We start from the raw sequence: 17,880 nt of genomic DNA, 5'->3' as shown, positions 1-17,880 counted from the left end.
GGAAGAACGAAGGAGTGGACATCCGTCCACGACGGAGCGATGACGCCGGTCTGTGGGCCAACAGACCCGGCCCTCCGGGTTGACCTTGCATGGCTGCCATGCGGCAGCGCGCGGCTTGGCCTGCCAGCCAGGCAGGCCAAGCCGCGCGAGCCGCGGCGGCTTCCGCGCTATGCTTGGCCGTCGCCCTGCCGCCATCGCGAGCGTCCGGCATGAAGCAGCCGCAGGTTCCGTCCTACTACCGCGCCACGGCCACGCCGTATGCGCCTTATGCGCCATTGCAGGGCCGGCACGAGGCCCGCGTGGTGGTCGTGGGCGGCGGCTACGCCGGCCTCAACACCGCGCTGGGCCTGGCCGAACGCGGCGTGCGCGACGTGGTGCTGCTGGAGCGCGAACAGGTCGGCTTCGGCGCCTCCGGCCGCAACGGCGGCTTCGTGTTCGCCGGTTATTCGCTGGGCGAACAGGCCCTGCTCGACCAGCTCGGCGCAACCCGCGCCCGCGCGCTGTTCGACCTGACCACGGCGGCGGTGCGGCGCATCCGCGAACGCATGGCGAAGTACGCGATCGCCTGCGACGCGGTGGACGAAGGCGTGATCTGGGCCAACTGGTTCCGCGACCCCGCCGTGCTGCGTCGGCGCCAGCAACTGCTGGCCGAGCACTACGACACGCATTGGGAATGGTTGTCGCAGGGCGAGTTGCGCGAGCGCGTGCGCAGTCCGCGCTATGCCGACGGCCTGTACGAACGCAACGCCTTGCACCTGCATCCGCTCAACTATGCCACCGGGCTCGCCGCGGCGGCCGCGGGGCTGGGCGTGCGGGTCCACGAGGACAGCGAGGTGTGGCGGCTGCGCCGCGAGGGCGCGCACTGGCGGCTCGACACACCGCACGGCGAACTGCTGGCGGAGCAGGTGGTGCTGGCCTGCGGCGGCTACCTCGCCGGCCTGCGGCGCGACATCGACCGCGCGGTGCTGCCCATCGCCACCTACGTGATGGCCACCGAGCCGCTGGGCGAGCGCCTCGACGACTGCCTGCGCACGCGCGCGGCGGTGTACGACACGCGCTTCGCCTTCGACTACTACCGTCCGCTGCCGGACACGCGCCTGCTGTGGGGCGGGCGCATCTCCATCCGCAACCGCTCGCCGCAGGCGGTGAAGCGCCTGCTGCGGCGCGACCTGCTGCGGGTGTTCCCGCAGCTCGACGGCGTGCGCGTCGACTATGCCTGGTCGGGCCTGATGAGCTACGCGCGCCACCAGATGCCGCAACTCGGCAGCGACGGCCACGGCCTGTGGTGGGCGCAGGCCTTCGGCGGACACGGGCTGGCGCCCACCTGCGCCGCCGGTGAGCTGCTCGCCGCCGCCATCGCCGAAGGGGATGACGGCTGGAAGCGGTTCGCCGACTATGGCCTGGCCAGCGTGCACAAGCCGCTGGGCTTCCTCGCCGCGCAGGCCGGCTACTGGTGGCAGGAAGGCAACGACTGGCTGAAGACGAGACTGGAAGGATGAGCGGGACGACGACGCAGGTGGCGGAGATCGGCTGGGCGGACTTCGAGAAGGTGCTGATCGTGGCCGGCACGGTGACGAGGGTGGAAGCCTTTCCCGAAGCGCGCAAGCCGGCGTGGAAGGTGTGGGTCGATTTCGGTCCCTACGGCGAGAAGAAGACCAGCGCGCAGATCGTGGCGCTGTACCGGGCCGAGGACCTGCTCGGCCGGCAGGTCGTGGGCGTGATCAACTTCCCGGAGAAGCAGGTCGGACCGTTCCGCTCGCAGTTCCTGCTCACCGGCTTTCCCACCGACGAGGGCGTGGTGCTCACCGCGCTCGAGCGCCCGGTGCCGAACGGCACGAGGCTGGCCTGATGGCCGCCCTTCGCGGCGCCCGCCCCGAAGACGCCGCCGAGGTGGCGCGACTGGCCGGCGAGCTGGGCTATCCCGCCACGGCGGCGGACATGGCCGCGCGGCTCGCCGCGATCCTGCCGGTGCCGCGGCATCGCGTGACCGTGGCGGAGGAGGGCGGGCGGCTGCTGGGCTGGATCGCGGCGGAGCGCCGGCTCACGCTGGAATCGGGCGAGCGCGTGGAGATCGTGGGCCTGGTGGTGGATGCCGCGGCGCGCGGCAGCGGCATCGGGCGCGTGCTGGTCGAGGATGCCGAGCGCTGGGCGCGCGGGCAGGGTTTCGATGCCATCGGCGTGCGCTCCAACGTGGCGCGCGAGGGCTCGCATCCGTTCTACGAGCGGCTCGGCTACCGCCGCCGCAAGACCCAGCACGCCTACGTCAAGCCGCTGGCCGGTGGGCCCTGAGCGGCATCAGCCACCGCGCGGGTGCGGCGTGCGGTCCAGCCACACTTCCAGGCCCTGCGCGTTGAGTTCGATGTCGGTCTCCAGCAGCGCCTGCAGGGCGGCGCGGCCTTGCGTCCAGCCGTGCGCGGCGGCGCGGCCGGCGTAGAGGTCGGTCAGGGATTCGCGCAGCACGGCATGGCGATCGGCGCGGCCGTCCGCCGCACGGGCCAGCGTCACCATCGCGTCGATCTGCGCGTGCAGGTCGTCGGCGAGCTTCGCCGCGTTTTCGACGCGGCCGTAATGGGTGAGATACAGCGCCGCGGGTTCGAGCGCGACCAGGCGCCGGATCGAGGCGTGCAGCGCCTCGGGATCGAACTGCACCGGCGAGGTGGTGGGCAGGATGAACGGGCCGTTCGCGGTGTCGAAATCGCGGTAGGAAAGGCCGAACACGTCGCCGGTGAAGCAGGCATTGCTGCGCGCATCGTGCACGGCGAGGTGGTGCTTCGCGTGGCCGGGCGTATCCAGGCAGTGCAAGGCGCGGCCGGCGAGGTCGACGACGCGGCCATCCGGCGCCTCGACCACGCGCCCGGCGGGAACCGGACGCAGGCGACCGTAGGTCGATTCCATCACGCTCTCGCCGTAGACCGCGCTGGCGCCAGCCCACAGCTGCGAAGGATCGACCATGTGCCGGGCGCCGCGCGGGTGCACCACCAGCTTCGCGTTCGGCAGTCGCGCGACCAGTTCGCCCGCGCCGCCGGCGTGGTCCAGGTGCACGTGGGTGAGGATCAGCCAGTCCACGTCCGCAGGGGCGAGGCCGGCGAGGTCCAGCGCGGCCAGCATGTGCGGCACCGCGTGGTTGGTGCCGCAATCGACGAAGGCACCACGGCCGTTCTCGACGATCAGATAGGCCGCGTCGAAGCGCGGCCGCACGAAGCCGGTGTCGATGGTGTGGATGCCGTGAGCTGCATTCATTGCCGGTTCCTTGCCGCGGTTTCCGGGGAGGATAGCAAGGGGGGCGTAGCGGATTGATTGGACCATCGCCTATCGGTCGGCTATCGCGACCCGCTGACTTGTGGCGCAAAACGCGCTATCGTCGGACGGAAATTTAGATCGATCCAAGTTGTGCGGCGCCGCAGACCGGCGTTGCCCATGGCAGACGGGGAGTTCCTGCGAATGGTGGACGAGGCGATGCGTGGCGACAGGCGTGGGGCACGGCCCGGCTGCGCGCGATGGCTGGCTGCGTGGCTGTTCGCGCTGTTGCTGCCGGCTGGGGTCGTGGCGCACGGCACCGAACCGGCGGTGCAGCAGGTAGCGTCGGGCTGGCAATTCCGCCTTGCGCCTGGTTCGCCATGGGCCAAGGCGCATCCGCAAGCGCTGGGCTGGCACGCCGCCCGCGTGCCCGGCACGGTGCAGACCGACCTGCTTGCCGCGCACCTCATGCCCGATCCGTACTACCGCGACAACGAGGCGAAGGTGCAATGGGTCGGCCTGGCCGACTGGGAATACCGCACCACGCTGCAGGTGGACGCCGCCATGCTCAGGCATGCGCACGTGGACCTGGTGTTCGACGGGCTGGACACCTTCGCCGACGTGCGCCTCGATGGCCGCCGCATCCTCGCCGCCGACAACATGTTCCGGCGCTGGCGTGTGCCGGTGAGGACGATCCTGCACCCGGGCGCGAACACGCTGGTCGTCACGCTGCATTCGCCGATCGCGCGGCTGCAGCCCTGGCTGCAGAAACAGCCCTACGCGCTGCCGGGCGAGTTCGACTCGGCCTTCGGCGACGAACCCAAGGGCAGGCAGACCGCCAACTACGTGCGCAAGGCCGCCTACCAGTACGGCTGGGACTGGGGGCCGCGCCTGGTCGCCGAGGGCATCTGGCAACCCGTGCGCCTGGAAGGCTGGGACGCGCTGCGGCTGGCGGATTTCCACATCGCCCAGCCGCAGGTGGACGCGCAGGCGGCGCGGCTGCAGGCGCAGTTCGAGTTGCGGTCCGACCGCGCGGGCAAGGCGCTGCTGCGGGTGGCATGGACGGCGCCCGACGGCAGCCGGCAGCAGGCCGAGCAGGAGGTCGCACTGCGGCGCGGCGTCAACGCCGTGATGGTGCCGATCCGCATCGAGCATCCGCAGCGCTGGTGGCCGGCCGGCTACGGCAGGCAGAACCTCTACCGCTTCCACGGCGAGGTGGTGGTCGACGGCGACACCGTCGCCAGTGCCGACCGCGAAACCGGTCTGCGCAGCGTGGAACTGCGCCGGCGGAAGGACCGCTGGGGCCGCGGTTTCGAATTCGTGGTCAACGGCGTGCCGATCTTCGCCAAGGGCGCCGACCTGATCCCGCTGGACAGCTTCCCCAACCGGGTCACGCCCGAACGCATCCGCCAGCTGCTGCAATCGGCCCGCGACGCGAACATGAACATGCTGCGCATCTGGGGCGGCGGCTACTACCAGGACGACGCGTTCTACGCCACGGCCGACCGGCTGGGCCTGATGATCTGGCAGGACTTCATGTTCGGCGGCGCGGTGCCGCCCTACGACAAGGCCTTCCGCGACAACACGCGGCAGGAGGCGATCGAGCAGGTGAAGCGCCTGCGCGACCATCCGTCCATCGTCCTGTGGTGCGGCAACAACGAGGTGCAGACCGGCTGGGAGTCCTGGCCCGACCGCAAGCAGCTGCGGCAGGCGATCGGGCCGGCCGAGACCGCCAAGGTGGAGCAGGGCATGCGCGAGCTGTTCGACCGCACCCTGCGCGACGTGGCCAATACCTACGAACCCAGCGTGCCGTACTGGGCCAGCTCGCCCAGCACGGACGACGAAGGCCCGGCCAACGTGCCAGGCGACGGCGACTACCACTTCTGGGACGTGTGGTCGGGTTCGGCGCCGATCGAGAAGTACCTGGACGTCACGCCGCGCTTCCAGTCCGAGTACGGCCTGCAGTCGATGCCGGTGATGGCGACGATCGACGGCTTCACCGTGTCGGCCGATCGTTCGCCGGACTCGAAGGTGATGCGCGCGCACCAGAAGTTCGCCAACGGCGACGGCAACGACCGATTGCTGTTCTACATCCGCGGCTACTACGGCGAGCCGAAGGACTTCGCCTCGTTCGTCTACCTCAGCCAGGTGATGCAGGCCGAGGGCATCCAGCTGGCCGCCGAGCACCTGCGTGCGTCGCGGCCGCACAGCATGGGCTCGCTGTACTGGCAGCTCAACGACGTATGGCCGGGCGCCTCCTGGGCCAGCATCGACTATTACGGCCGCTGGAAGGCGCTGCAGTACCACGCCAGGCGCTTCTACGCGCCGGTGCGGGTGGTAGCGATCCGCAAGGACGGCCGCACGCAGGTGTCGCTGGTGTCCGACCGTACCGCGCCGTTCGACGCGCAGTTGCGCGTGCGCGTGCTGGGCATGGATGGCACGCCGGTGTGGCAACACGAACAGGCCGTGTCGGTGGCCGCGCTGGCCAGCACGGCCGCCGGCGACTACACCGACGCGCAACTGCTGCACGGCGCCGACCCACGCCGCAGCGTGGCGGTGTTCGAGCTGCTCGACCACGGCAAGTCGATCAGCCGCCACCTGCTGTATTTCGGCAAGGCGAAGGACCTCGACCTGCCCGATCCCGGCCTGCGCGCCACGCTTTCCGCCGACGGCCGCAGCGTCACGGTGAGCGCGCAGCGGCTGGCGCGCGAGGTGTGGATCGACTTCGGCGACCGCGACGCGCAGCTGTCGGACAACGCCTTCGACCTGCTGCCCGGCGAGAGCCGCACGTTGCAGGTGACTTCATCCGCCGACGCCGACACCTTGCGCCAGGCGCTGCAGGTGCGCTCGCTGTACGGCGCTACGAAACCCGTGACGGAGACCCGGCCATGATGAATCCCTCGCGCCGTTCGATGCTGAAGATGATGGCGCTGGCCTCCGCGGGCGGCCTCGTGGCAGGGCGTGCGGGCGCGGTCTTCGCGGCGCCGGCCGCGCGCTTCGCCAGCCACCGCCCGCCGCCCGGCAAGCGCAAGTTCGCCAGTGCGGCGGTGGAGCAGGAGATCGCCCGGGTCAAGGCGCTGATCGGCGATCCCGAGCTGGCCTGGCTGTTCGAGAACTGCTACCCGAACACGCTGGACACCACCGTGCAGCTCGGCACGCTGCACGGCAAGCCGGACACCTTCGTGGTCACCGGCGACATCGACGCGATGTGGCTGCGCGATTCCTCGGCCCAGGTCTGGCCGTACGTGCCGCTGGCCGTGAAGGACGCGGGCCTGCGCCGGCTGTTCCAGGGCCTGATCCGCCGCCAGGCGCTGTGCATTTCCATCGACCCCTACGCCAACGCCTTCCTGCCCGACCCGCGCGGCAAGACCACGCTGGACTGGGCGCAGCACGACCTCACCGACATGAAGCCCGGCGTGGCCGAGCGCAAATGGGAGATCGACTCGCTGTGCTGGCCGGTTCGCATGGCGCACGGCTACTGGAAGGCCACCGGCGACCGCACGCCGTTCGACGACGACTGGCGTGCCGCGATGCGCACGGTGCTGGCCACCTTCCGCGAGCAGCAGCGCAAGCACGGCCCCGGCCCGTACCACTTCCAGCGCAGCTCGCCGGTGCCCACCGATACCGTGCCGCTGGGCGGCTACGGCAACCCGGCGCGGCCGGTGGGGCTGATCCATTCGATGTTCCGCCCGTCCGACGACGCCTGCATCTATCCGCTGTTCGTGCCGGGCAACGCCTTCGCGGTGGTCTCGCTGCGGCAGCTCGCGGAGATGTCGCGCGCGCTGCATGGCGACCGCGCCTTCGCCGACGACTGCGAGGCGCTGGCCGGCGAGGTGGAAACCGCGCTCGGCAAGTACGCGCTGCTGCGCGACGAGGCCGGCCACGACGCCTGGGCCTACGAGGTGGACGGCTACGGCAACCAGCTGTTCATGGACGACGCCAACGTGCCCAGCCTGTCCAGCCTGGCCTACCTCGGCTTCTGCCGGCAGGACGACGCGCGCTACCGGCGCACCCGCGCGCTGGCGTGGAGCGCGCGCAACCCGTATTTCTTCCGCGGCACGGCGGCCGAAGGCATCGGCGGGCCGCACGAGGGGCTGCGCATGATCTGGCCGATGTCGATCATGATGCGCGCCTTCACCAGCGACGACGCCGGCGAGATCCGCCAGTGCCTGCACTGGCTGAAGACCACCCACGCCGGCACCGGCTTCATGCACGAGGCCTTCGACCAGGACGATCCCGCGCACTTCACCCGCGCGTGGTTCGCCTGGGCCAACTCGCTGTTCGGCGAGCTGGTCGTGCATCTGGCCGACCACCGTCCCGAACTGCTGCAGCGCGCCTGAGCGCGCCGCCTTTCCCCTTCACGACACAGGCAACCGGAGAGCGAACCATGGTGACCCGCAGACAATTCCTGCAAGGCGCGGCGGCGGTGGCCCTGCTGGGCGGGCAGGCGCTACCGCGCCGCGCGCTGGCGACGGCGATCGGCGCGCAGGCCGGCGGCGCCCGGGCGATGGCGCCACCCACCGGCCTGGCGCGCCACGTCGACGTGTTCGTCGGCACCGGCGGCCACGGCCACACCTATCCCGGCGCCACCCTGCCGTGGGGCATGGTGCAGCTCAGCCCGGACACCAACGACTTCGGCTGGGACGCCTGCTCGGGCTACCACCAGACCGACGGCTCGATCATGGGCTTTTCGCATACCCATCTCAGCGGCACCGGCGCCAGCGACATGCTCGACGTGCTGGTGATGCCGGCGCAGGGGCCGGTGCTGCTGCAGCCCGGCGAGCGCGGCCTGCCGGACGAGAACTACCGCTCGCGCTACGACGGCACCACGAGCGGCGACCGGTTGTCGCCGGACAGCGTGGCGCATCCCGGCCGCGGCTACCGCTCGCGCTACGACAAGGCTTCCGAGCAGGCGCAACCGGGCTACTACCGGGTGCGCCTCACCGACCACGACATCCTCGCCGAGCTCACCGCCACGCTGCGTGCCGGCCTGCATCGCTACACCTTCGCCCACAAGGGCGCCGGCCACCTGCTGGTCGACCTCGCCCACGGCTTCCACGACGATCCCAAGGTGCCGTGCAAGGTTTCCGACGCCACGCTGAAGCTGGTCGGCAACGACACCCTGGTCGGCAGCCGCCGCGTGCACCAGTGGGCGAACGGCCGCTACATCCACTTCGCGCTGAAGTTGTCGCGCCCGTTCACCCGCGCCGAGCTGTACTCGGAAGACCAGCCGCTGCACGGCGCCAGGGAAGCGAAGGGCACCCACCTCAAGGCCGCGCTGCACGTCGCCGACGCCGGCAGCGCGCCGCTGCTGGTGAAGGTGGGCCTCTCGGCGGTGGACATTGACGGCGCGCTGCGCAACCTCGACGCGGAAATCCCCGGCTGGGACTTCGAGGGCGTGCAGCAGGCCGCCGCCGCGGCCTGGGAGCGCGAGCTGGGCCGCATCCGCATCGAGTCTTCGTCCGACGAGGTGATGCGTACCTTCTACAGCGCGCTCTACCACACCATGCTCGGCCCTACGCTGTTCAGCGACGTGGACGGCCGCTACCGCGGCATGGACCTGGCCGTGCACCAGTTGCCCAAGGGCCAGCACAACTACAGCACCTACTCGCTGTGGGACACCTACCGCGCGCTGCACCCGCTGCTCACGCTTTACCAGCCGGACCGCGTGCCGGACATCGTCAACGGCCTGGTGCGGATGGCGGTGGAGAGCCCGGCCGGCCCGCCGGTGTGGCCGCTGCAGGGCGTGGAGACCTATTGCATGATCGGCTACCACTCCGCGGTGGTGCTGGCCGAGGCGCACGCCAAGGGCTTCCAGGGCATCGACTACGCCAAGGCCTGGCCGGTGTTCCGCAAGACGGCGATGGAAGGCGACTACCGCGGCCTGGCCTGGTACCGCAAGCTCGGCTACCTGCCCAGCGACAAGGAAGGCGAGGCAGTCAGCAAGACGCTGGAATACGCCTACGACGACTGGGCGATGGCGCATTTCGCCGAGGCGGTGGGCGCGCACGACGACGCGAAGCACCTGCGCCAGCGTTCGCGCAACTACCGCAACGTGTTCGACCGCAAGCTCACCTTCGTGCGTCCGCGCGGCAGCGACGGCGCGTGGCTGCAGCCGTTCGACCCGCGCGGCATGGGCCATTCCTCGAAGTGGCGCGACTTCACCGAGTCCAACGCCTGGCAGGCCACCTTCCTCAACCAGCACGACCTGTACGAATACATGAAGCTGTTCGGCGGCCAGGACGCCTTCGAGCGCAAGCTGGACGCGCTGTTCACCACCAGCTCCGAGCTGCCCGCCGACGCGCCGCCGGACATCGCCGGCATGGTCGGCCAGTACGCCCACGGCAACGAGCCCAGCCACCACGTGGCCTACCTCTACGCCTACACCGGCGCGCACCACAAGACCCAGGCGCGCGTGCGCATGCTGCTGGAAACCATGTACCGCGCCGCGCCCGATGGCCTGGCCGGCAACGAGGACGTCGGCCAGATGAGCGCCTGGTACGTGCTCGGCGCGCTGGGCCTGTACGCGGTCGACCCGGTCAGCACCCATTACGTGTTCGGCAGTCCGCTGCTCGACCGCGCCGAGGTCGAGCTGGCCGCCGGTCGCAAGCTGGTGGTGCAGGCCAAGGGCAACGGGCATGGCAAGCCGTACATCCAGTCCGTGACCTGGAACGGCAAGCCGTGGACGAAGAGCTGGATCAGCCACGCCGAGCTGGCGCAGGGCGGCACGCTGGAGTTCGTGATGGGCGCCACGCCGAACAAGCGCTTCGGCGCCGCCCCGGCCGACCGCCCGCCGTCGTTCGGCATGCCGGCCACGGCCTGAGCAGACGCTGACGAGTGAATCCCTCTCCCGCTTGCGGGAGAGGGGCTCCGGTTGTCGCGGGATTACTTCCTCTGCAACCGGTAGACGCCGGTATGCAGCGAACTCACCCCGGCTTCCTGGAATTTCGGTTGCACGGCCAGGATGTCGCGCCGTTCCAGCAGGTCGATGGTCCAGTCGGCACCGAACAGGGTGTCCACATCGCCGGCATCGACCGGGAACGGCGGTCCGTCCATCTCCGGCGGCGGATATTCCAGCGTGATCAGCAATCCGCGACAGCCGGCCGGCAGTCGGCCGTAGACCTCACGCGCGTAGCGTTCGCGCATGGACGCGGGCAGGGCGATGGCTGCGGCGCGGTCGTACACCGCGTCGCAGCCGGCCAGGGTGGCGTCGTCCAGCGCGAACACGTCGCCCTGGATGATCTCGATGGGGCCTGCCACGTGGTGCACGCCCATCGGCGAGACGTGACGTTCGGGCACCAGCCCGTGCTCGGCGAAGAACTGCGCCACCGCCAGTGGCGACAGCTCCACGCCCAGCACGCGATGCCCCTGCGCCGCCAGCCATGGCATGTCCAGCGTCTTGCCGCACAAGGGCACCAGCACGCGGCTGCCCCGCGGCAGCGCCAGCGCCGGCCAGCGTTCGAGCAGCAGCGGCATCGGCCGGTCGTTGTGGAAGCCGATGCGTCCCTCGCGCCAGCGCTGCAGCCAGAATTCCGCTTGCATGGAGCGTGCTCCGTCGGTGGGGCCAGGGTAGATACCCTATCCCAGTTGCGTCGCAGCCGCGCGGTCCGGGTCAGTGCACGACCACGACCCGCCTCGGCCACGCCTGCAGCATCACCGCGGCGATCACCAGCCCCAACCCGGCCAGCATCGGCAGGCCCACCCGCTCGCCGAGCACCAGCGCGGAAAGCAGCACGCCCGCCGCCGGGGCGATCGCCGTGAACAGCGAGGCCTCGGCGCCCGACACGCGCGCCGCGCCGGCATACCACAGCCAGAAGCCGGCCACGGTGGGCACGAGGGCGTAGTAGGTCACGCCCAGCAGGGCGGAAACCGGAAAGTGCGGCGGCTGCCGCGCGGTTTCCAGCAACGCCGGCGGCAGCGCGCCGAGCAGGCCCAGCGCGGCCATCGCGGTGGACAGGGCCAACGGCGGCAGCGGCACGTGCAGGCGCTTGTTGAGCAGGATGAACAGGCTTTCGCACAGCACGGCGGCGAGGACCAGCGCATCGCCACGCAACGAGTGCGCGCCACCGGTCCCGCCTCCTGCCAGCGCCACCACCAGCACGCCGCCGGTGGCCAGTGCGACCGTCGCCAGCGTCCGTCGCGCCAGCCGCTCGCGCAGCAGCACGGCGGCGGTGAGCGCGGCCACCGCGGGCAGGGTGCCGATGACGATGCCCGCCTCGGCCGCCGGGGCCAGGCGCGTGCCGGCGATCAGGCAGGCGGTGTAGCCGACGCTGCCGCAGACGGCCTGCAGGCACAGCAGCAGCGCGTCGTGACGGTCCGGCCGCGGCCATGGCGTGCTCGTGGCGCGCATCAGCAGCACGAACACCGGCAGGGCCAGGACGAAGCGCAGCACCGTCGCGGTGAACGGCGGCAACCCGGCGCCGATGACCTTGCTGGCCACCACGGTGCTGCCCACCGTGACCATGGCACCGGCCAGGCAGAGATAGGCGAGATGGCGGTTCGACATGCGTGGACTCCATGCAGGGAAGTCCGCAGTCTCGGCGTGGCACGCGAGTCGATCTTGGACGGATGTGCGCAGGCGGCGCGTCCAGGCGCACGCACGCGAAGGAAGCCGCCGCTACCGGGCAGGCCGCGGCCGCGCGTAGCGGCCGGGCGGCACGCCGTAGGCGCGCGCGAAGCAGCGGCTGAGATGGCTCTGGTCGCAGAAGCCGGCGGCCAGCGCGGTTTCTGCCAGCGGCGTGCCGGCGCGGATCAGCCGGCGCGCCAGCGCCAGCCGCTGCTGCAGGATGTAGGCATGCGGCGACAGGCCCAGTTCGCGCAGGAAGGCGCGGTGCAGCTGGAAGCGGCTCATGCCGGCGTCTTCCGCCAGCCCGGCCAGGCTCAGCGCGGCGGCGGGCGCATCGTCGATGCGCTCGCGGGCGCGGGCGATGCGTCCGTCGTGGCGTGGCGGCAGCGCGCCGCGCAGCAGCCGGTGTTCCAGGCCGGCGGCGAGGCGCAGCACGGCCAGCTCGCCGGCCATCGCGTCGAGCGTGCCGCCGGACCGCGTGAGCCGGGTGTGCAACGCGTCGAACAGGGCGCGCATGGGCGCGTCGCTGGCGACCGGAGCCAGGAAGGCCGGCGCGCCGCCGCGGCTTTCCAGCACGTCCTCGCGGGCCTGCTGCAGCAGGGCCGGGTCGAGGTACAGCATGCGCCATGCCCGCGGCTTGCCGTCGCGGGCGCGGCCGTCGTGCACCTCGCCGGGGTTCACGAAGATCAGGTCGCCGGGGCCGGCCTCCACCTGCCGCGCGTCGCTGGCCGAGGACTGCGCGCCGCGGTCGATCACGCCGATGCCGTACTGGTCGTGCGTGTGGCGCGGGAAGCTGCGCGCGGTGTCGGCGCTCATCGCTTCCAGCCCGGCCAGTCCGGTGCGGTGGAAAAGGATGCTTTCGGGCATGGTTCCCTCGGCGGGCGGGGCGCGATGCGGCGCCTCAATCTTCCCACGCCAGCACGAGCTTGCCGATGTGCGTGCTGCCCTCCATCAGCGCATGGGCGCGGGCGGCCTCGCGGGCGGGCAGCACCTCGTGGATCACCGGGCGCACCGTGCCCGCGTCCAGCAGCGGCCAGACTTCGCGGTGCAGCTGGCGGGCCAGCTCGCCCTTGAAGACGACCGGCCGGTTGCGCAGGGTGGAGCCGGTGAGGGTGAGGCGGCGGCGCATCAGCAGGCCGGCGTCGATGCGTGCCTCGCGCCCGCCCATGGTGGCGATCACCACCAGCCGGCCGCCTTCGGCCAGCGCGTCCAGCTCGCGCGGGACATAGTCGCCGGCCACGTGGTCGAGGATCACGTCCACGCCGCGGCCGTCGGTGGCCTGTTTCACCTCGGCCACGAAATCCTGCGTGCGGTAGTCGATCGCCTTTTCCGCGCCCAGCTTCTCGCAGGCGGCGCATTTCTCCGCGCTGCCGGCGGTGGCGAACACGCGCTGGCCGAACGCGCGCGCCAGCTGGATCGCGGTGACGCCGATGCCGCTGGAGCCGCCCTGCACCAGCAGGCTTTCACGCGGGCCGCCTTCGCCGTGGCCGAGCCGGCCGCGCACGAACACGTTGCTCCACACGGTGAAGCAGTTCTCCGGCAGCGCCGCCGCCTCGACCATCGAGAAGCCCGCGGGCACCGGCAGGCACTGCGCCAGCGGGGCCACCGCGTAGGCCGCATAGCCGCCGCCGGCGAGCAGGGCGCACACCGCGTCGCCGGGTTTCAGGCCGAACGGGTTGTCGCCATCGACATCACCTTCGACCAGGATGCCGGCCACCTCCAGCCCCGGCAGGTCGGACGCGCCGGGCGGCGGCGCGTAGTGGCCCTGCCGCTGCAGCACGTCCGGCCGGTTCACGCCCGAGGCCGCCACCTTGACCAGCACTTCGCCGGGACCCGGCCTGGGCATCGGCCGCTGCGCGGGTTGCAGCACTTCCGGTGCGCCGTGGTGGGCGATCTCGATGGCGTGCATGGTAGCCATGGCGTTTTCCTGCGGACGGGAAAACCTCAGTGTAGGCGACGGCCCGCCAGCGCAAGGGGCCGTTTCATTCCGCGTCGTGGAAGATCACGCCCAGCACGTGGCGCTGGCCCGCGCGCACGGTGCTCACGCCGTGGCGCATGCGTACCCGGTAGCTGCCGTGCCGGCCGCGCACCGGGCGCTGGTTCACCGCGAAGACCACCGCGTCGCCCTGTCGCAGCGGCACCACTTGCACACGCGATTGCATGCGCGGGCGCTGCTCGACCAGCACGAACTCGCCGCCTTCGAAGTCCTCGCCGGGCGCGGACAGCAGCACCGCCAGCTGCAGCGGGAAGACGTGCTCGCCGTACAGGTCCTGGTGCAGGCAGTTGTAGTCGCCGGCGCCATACCGGAGCAGCAGCGGCGTGGGCCGGCGCTGGCCGTGGGCGTGGCATTGCGCGAGGTAGTCCGCGAGCGTGGCGGGATAGCGCGTGGCCACGCCCAGCGACTCGTTCCAGCGGTTGGCCAGCGGCGCGAGACGCGGCCACGCCGCACGGCGCAGGACCTCCACCGGCGCGGGCAGGGGATAGGCGAAGTAGCGGTACTCGCCGCGGCCGAAGCCGTGCCGTTCCATCGTCACGCGGCTGCGGAACAGAGCGTCGTGCGCATACAGCGCGGCCAGGTCGCGGCAGGCGGCTGGTGGCAGCAGGGATGGCAGCCATGCGTAGCCCTGTGCGTCGAGCTCGCTCAGCGCGGTGGTCCAGTCGCAGGCATGCAGACGCTGTTCCAGGGCAGTCGTGCTGGGGGCGGGCATGCGATTCACTCGGGTTCTTCATGCGGGTGGTTCGCGCAGCATGCCCCGCGACTGCGCAGGGTGCACTCCGGATCTTGCGGTGCTCAGAGTTTCAGGATCGGCTTGAAGCCGCCGAAAAACATCCGCTTGCCGTCGAACGGCATGGATGCCGGCGACATGCCGGACAGGCGAGGGTCGCTCATCACCTTCGCCATCACACGGTCGCGGTGGGCACGCGAGCGATAGGTGATCCACGAGAACACCACCACCTCGCCCGGCTTCAGTTTCACGCTCTGCGGGAACGAGGTGTGCCTGCCAGGCTTGACGTCGTCGGCCACGCATTCCACGTAGTCCAGCGCGCCGTGTTCCTTCCAGACCGTGCCGGCCTTGCGGGCCAGGCGCCGGTAGGCGGCGAGGTTCTTCTTCGGCACCGGCACGACGAAACCATCGACGTAATTCATGACTCCTCCGCGGTCCTGGGTGGCTCGTGCGACGCGGCGGCATGCGGGCGGGGGCGCAGCAGCCCGCCGCCGAGCAGCGCCGCCAGGGTGGCGAACAGCGCGCCGACGAGGAAGGCGGACTGGTACCCGCCCACCAGTGCCACGGCCTGGCCGGCGCCGGCCGCGAGCAGGTGCCCGCTGCGCGCGGCGGCCAGGCTGGCCAGTATCGCCAGGCCCAGCGCGCCACCCATCATGAAGGCGGTGTTGACGATGCCCGAGGCCAGTCCGGACTCCTCCGGCGGCACGTCGCCCATCGCCGCCAGCAGCACCGGATTGAAGGCGATGCCGGCGCCCAGGCCGAGCAGCAGCATGCCGGGCAGCACGTCCAGCGCGAAATGGCCGGCCACGGGGGCGCGTGCGAACAGCGCCAGTCCCAGCGCCGCAAGCAGCAGCCCGGCCGCCAGCGGCACGCGGATGCCGAAGCGCATCACCATCTTCGCCGACAGCCCCAGCGAGAACGCCGCCATGATCAGGTTGGCCGGCAGGAAGGCCAGCCCCACCTGCAGCGGGCTGTAGCCCAGCACCAGCTGCAGGTACAGCGCGGAGAGGAAGAACCAGGCGAACATCGCCGCCGCCCACAGCACGCCGGTGACGTTGGCGATCGTCAGGTTGCGCCGACGGAACAGGCCCAGCGGCACCAGCGGCGCGCGCACCCGCGCCTCGATCGCGAGGAAGGCCGCGAACACCGCCGCCGCCGCGCCCAGCAGGCCCAGCGTCCGCGCCGACAACCAGCCTGCCACGTTGCCGTTCACCACCGCGTACACCGCCAGCAGGAGCGCGATGGTGACGCTGACCGCACCGGCCACGTCCAGGTGCCGGTGCGCCGTCGTCACGCGCAGCGTCGGCAGCAGGCGCAGCGAGAGCAGCAGCACCGCCACGCCGATCGGCAGGTTGATCAGGAACACCCAGTGCCAGCTCAGCGCGCCGGTCAGCGCGCCGCCCAGCAGGGCGCCGAGGCTGCCGCCGCCGGAACAGACGAAGCCATACACGCCCATCGCCCTGGCGCGGTCGCCGGGCGTGGTGAACAGGTTCATGATCAGCGACAGCGCCACCGCGGTGACCACCGCGCCGCCCAGGCCCTGCACGCCGCGCGCCACCACCAGCATCGCGCGCGTGCCGGACAGCCCACAGGCCAGCGAGGCCAGCGTGAACAGCGCGATGCCCAGCAGGAACAGGCGCCGGTGGCCGTACAGGTCGCCCAGCCGCCCGCCCAGCAGCAGGAAGCCGCCGAAGGTGAGCATGTAGGCGTTCACCACCCAGGCGAGATCGGCTTCGGGAAAGCGCAGGTCGGCCCGGATCGAGGGCAGCGCCACGTTCACCACCGTGGTGTCCAGCACGATCATCAGCACGCCCAGGCACAGCACGGCGAGCGCCAGCCAGCGCCGGTCGTGCGGCGGGGCGGCGGAAGGGGCGGGCGGGGTCGGCATCGTTCGTCTCCAGGCGGGTCCTACTGAGACGACGAACGACGGGGCCGGAATCGACAGCCATGCACCCGGTCCCCGCAGCGGGAACCGGGTCCCGGTCAGGCGGCCACGTCCACCAGCACCAGTTCGGCGTCCTCCAGCGCGGTGACGCACAGCGTGCGCTCGTCGCGGATCGCCGCACCATCGCGCGCCTCAAGCCTCACGCCGTTCAGCTCCACCGTACCGCTGGCTGGCACCAGGTAGCCGTAGCGGCCCGGCGCCATCGCGTATTCGGCCGTCTCGCCGGCCCGCAGCGTGGCGCCCAGCACGCGCGCATCCGTGCGCAGGGGCAGCGCGTCGGCGTCTTCCTCGAAGCCGCTGGCCAGCGCCACGAAGCGGCCGGAACGCTCGCCCTTCGGGAACGGCTTGGTGCCCCACGACGGCGGGCGCCCATGTCCGTCCGGGATGATCCAGATCTGGAAGATGCGCGTGTCAGCGTCTTCCTGGTTGTATTCGGCGTGGGTGATGCCGGTGCCCGCGCTCATCACCTGCACGTCGCCGGCCACCGTGCGGCCGGCGTTGCCCAGGCTGTCCTTGTGGCTGATCGCGCCTTCGCGCACGTAGGTGATGATCTCCATGTCCGCGTGCGGGTGCGGCGGGAAGCCGGTCTGCGGCGCGATGGTGTCGTCGTTCCATACCCGCAGCGCGCCCCAGCCCATGCGCGCCGGGTCGTGGTAGCCGGCGAACGAGAAGTGATGTTTCGCCTTGAGCCAGCCGTGGTCGGCTCCGCCGAGGCGGTCGAAGGGACGACGTTCGATCATGGAGATGCTCCGTGGATGTTCGCCACAGCATGGGGGCGCCCGCCGTCGGCGGGAACCGGCGACGGGCGAACGGATCGTTGCCCGGAACGCACCATTCCGCCGCCCCGCATTCCATGACGCGCCAGGTAATCGCCGCGTGACGGTGCGGCCGGCAAGCTGGCGTCGACAGCCTGAACGGGCGGCGCCACCACGGTGGAAATTCCCGCGCCACGGCCGCATAGTCGAAGACCAGCCACACCCGAGATGTCGCGGAGGTTCCCATGGCTACCGGTTGGGCCGGCGACGGCGCCGTGCAGGACCAGATCGACGCCACCGTCGCCGATGCGGTGCAGCGTGCCCGCAACCAGCTGAAGCAGGGCCCGGGCCTCGCCCGCTGCGAGGAATGCGATGCCCCGATCCCCGAGGCTCGCCGCAAGGCCGTGCCCGGCGTGCGCCTGTGCGTGGCCTGCCAGCAGGCGCAGGACGCCGGGCGCGGCGTCAGCCTCTACAACCGCCGCGGCAGCAAGGACAGCCAGCTGCGCTGAGCGGCGGGGCCGGGCCAGCCGGCGAGGGCGGCCATGGACACGAGCCGGCCGGCGATGCCATCGACGCGGCCGGCGGCCTGTCTGGACACGGCATCGCGTTCATGCAGCACCAAGCCAGGTTGCGCGACACTTTGCCCCTTTG

The 17,880-nt window shown here is 71.4% G+C and carries 16 protein-coding genes; 7 read left to right on the top strand and 9 right to left on the bottom strand.

Translation table 11 applies throughout. The features are described 5' to 3' along the window. Window positions 1-209 precede the first annotated feature (209 nt). From QMK61_RS00485 to QMK61_RS00475, 3 genes are read left to right on the top strand one after another with little or no spacing between them, the layout of a single operon-like run. Window positions 210-1,499, top strand: coding sequence for an FAD-binding oxidoreductase (locus tag QMK61_RS00485; RefSeq protein ID WP_302069699.1), 1,290 nt, complete (start codon window positions 210-212; stop codon window positions 1,497-1,499). Beyond that, a complete protein-coding gene (locus QMK61_RS00480) occupies window positions 1,496-1,849 on the top strand; it encodes a tRNA-binding protein (RefSeq protein WP_302069698.1) in 354 nt (117 codons plus the stop codon). Before QMK61_RS00485 ends, QMK61_RS00480 begins: the two co-directional genes overlap by 4 nt. Further along, window positions 1,849-2,289, top strand: coding sequence for a GNAT family N-acetyltransferase (locus tag QMK61_RS00475; RefSeq protein ID WP_302069697.1), 441 nt, complete (start codon window positions 1,849-1,851; stop codon window positions 2,287-2,289). Before QMK61_RS00480 ends, QMK61_RS00475 begins: the two co-directional genes overlap by 1 nt. A gap of 6 nt (window positions 2,290-2,295) precedes the next feature. On the opposite strand, the gene QMK61_RS00470 is transcribed toward QMK61_RS00475, so the two are convergent. Continuing rightward, window positions 2,296-3,240 carry an MBL fold metallo-hydrolase gene (locus tag QMK61_RS00470; protein WP_302069696.1) on the bottom strand — a complete coding sequence of 315 codons (945 nt, stop codon included), beginning with the start codon at window positions 3,238-3,240 and terminating at the stop codon, window positions 2,296-2,298. A 177-nt stretch (window positions 3,241-3,417) separates the two neighbouring features. Here QMK61_RS00470 and QMK61_RS00465 point away from each other — a divergent pair, with 177 nt between their 5' ends. The 3 genes from QMK61_RS00465 to QMK61_RS00455 are packed head-to-tail and all read left to right on the top strand — an operon-like array spanning window position 3,418 to window position 10,060. Beyond that, complete coding sequence (locus QMK61_RS00465; RefSeq protein ID WP_302069695.1) at window positions 3,418-6,129, top strand: glycoside hydrolase family 2 protein; 2,712 nt, start codon at window positions 3,418-3,420, stop codon at window positions 6,127-6,129. Next, entirely contained in the window at window positions 6,129-7,577 is a 1,449-nt protein-coding gene (locus QMK61_RS00460) for a glycoside hydrolase family 125 protein (protein WP_302069970.1), read from the top strand. The genes QMK61_RS00465 and QMK61_RS00460 overlap by 1 nt, the downstream gene beginning before the upstream one ends. Window positions 7,578-7,624: 47 nt before the next feature. Continuing rightward, a complete protein-coding gene (locus QMK61_RS00455) occupies window positions 7,625-10,060 on the top strand; it encodes a GH92 family glycosyl hydrolase (protein WP_302069694.1) in 2,436 nt (811 codons plus the stop codon). A gap of 62 nt (window positions 10,061-10,122) precedes the next feature. Here QMK61_RS00455 and QMK61_RS00450 read toward each other — a convergent pair whose 3' ends face one another. The 8 genes from QMK61_RS00450 to QMK61_RS00415 form a co-directional block, all read right to left on the bottom strand. Next, window positions 10,123-10,779 carry a thiopurine S-methyltransferase gene (locus tag QMK61_RS00450; protein WP_302069693.1) on the bottom strand — a complete coding sequence of 219 codons (657 nt, stop codon included), beginning with the start codon at window positions 10,777-10,779 and terminating at the stop codon, window positions 10,123-10,125. 70 nt (window positions 10,780-10,849) lie between these two features. Beyond that, a complete protein-coding gene (locus QMK61_RS00445; protein WP_302069692.1) occupies window positions 10,850-11,743 on the bottom strand; it encodes a DMT family transporter in 894 nt (297 codons plus the stop codon). Window positions 11,744-11,854: 111 nt separating this feature from the next. Continuing rightward, window positions 11,855-12,670, bottom strand: a complete 816-nt coding sequence (locus QMK61_RS00440; RefSeq protein WP_302069691.1) for an AraC family transcriptional regulator — start codon at window positions 12,668-12,670, stop codon at window positions 11,855-11,857. Window positions 12,671-12,704: 34 nt separating this feature from the next. Further along, window positions 12,705-13,712 (bottom strand): NAD(P)H-quinone oxidoreductase, encoded by a 1,008-nt coding sequence (locus QMK61_RS00435; RefSeq protein WP_302069969.1) that lies wholly within the window; start codon window positions 13,710-13,712, stop codon window positions 12,705-12,707. 73 nt (window positions 13,713-13,785) lie between these two features. Further along, window positions 13,786-14,511 (bottom strand): 2OG-Fe(II) oxygenase, encoded by a 726-nt coding sequence (locus QMK61_RS00430; RefSeq protein WP_302069690.1) that lies wholly within the window; start codon window positions 14,509-14,511, stop codon window positions 13,786-13,788. Between the two features lie 83 nt (window positions 14,512-14,594). Further along, window positions 14,595-14,951 carry a DUF1428 domain-containing protein gene (locus tag QMK61_RS00425; protein ID WP_302069689.1) on the bottom strand — a complete coding sequence of 119 codons (357 nt, stop codon included), beginning with the start codon at window positions 14,949-14,951 and terminating at the stop codon, window positions 14,595-14,597. Further along, window positions 14,948-16,417, bottom strand: a complete 1,470-nt coding sequence (locus QMK61_RS00420) for a DHA2 family efflux MFS transporter permease subunit (RefSeq protein ID WP_302069688.1) — start codon at window positions 16,415-16,417, stop codon at window positions 14,948-14,950. The genes QMK61_RS00425 and QMK61_RS00420 overlap by 4 nt, the downstream gene beginning before the upstream one ends. Window positions 16,418-16,512: 95 nt before the next feature. Then, entirely contained in the window at window positions 16,513-17,214 is a 702-nt protein-coding gene (locus QMK61_RS00415; protein ID WP_302069687.1) for a pirin family protein, read from the bottom strand. 260 nt (window positions 17,215-17,474) lie between these two features. Here QMK61_RS00415 and QMK61_RS00410 point away from each other — a divergent pair, with 260 nt between their 5' ends. After that, on the top strand, window positions 17,475-17,738 hold the full coding sequence (locus tag QMK61_RS00410) for a DksA/TraR family C4-type zinc finger protein (RefSeq protein WP_302069686.1): 264 nt from the start codon (window positions 17,475-17,477) through the stop codon (window positions 17,736-17,738). Window positions 17,739-17,880: the final 142 nt, after the last annotated feature.

The sequence above is a fragment of the Fulvimonas sp. R45 genome (genome assembly GCF_030504985.1).
In the GTDB taxonomy this organism is placed as follows: domain Bacteria; phylum Pseudomonadota; class Gammaproteobacteria; order Xanthomonadales; family Rhodanobacteraceae; genus Rhodanobacter_A.
This window is presented reverse-complemented; position numbering and strand designations above follow the sequence as displayed.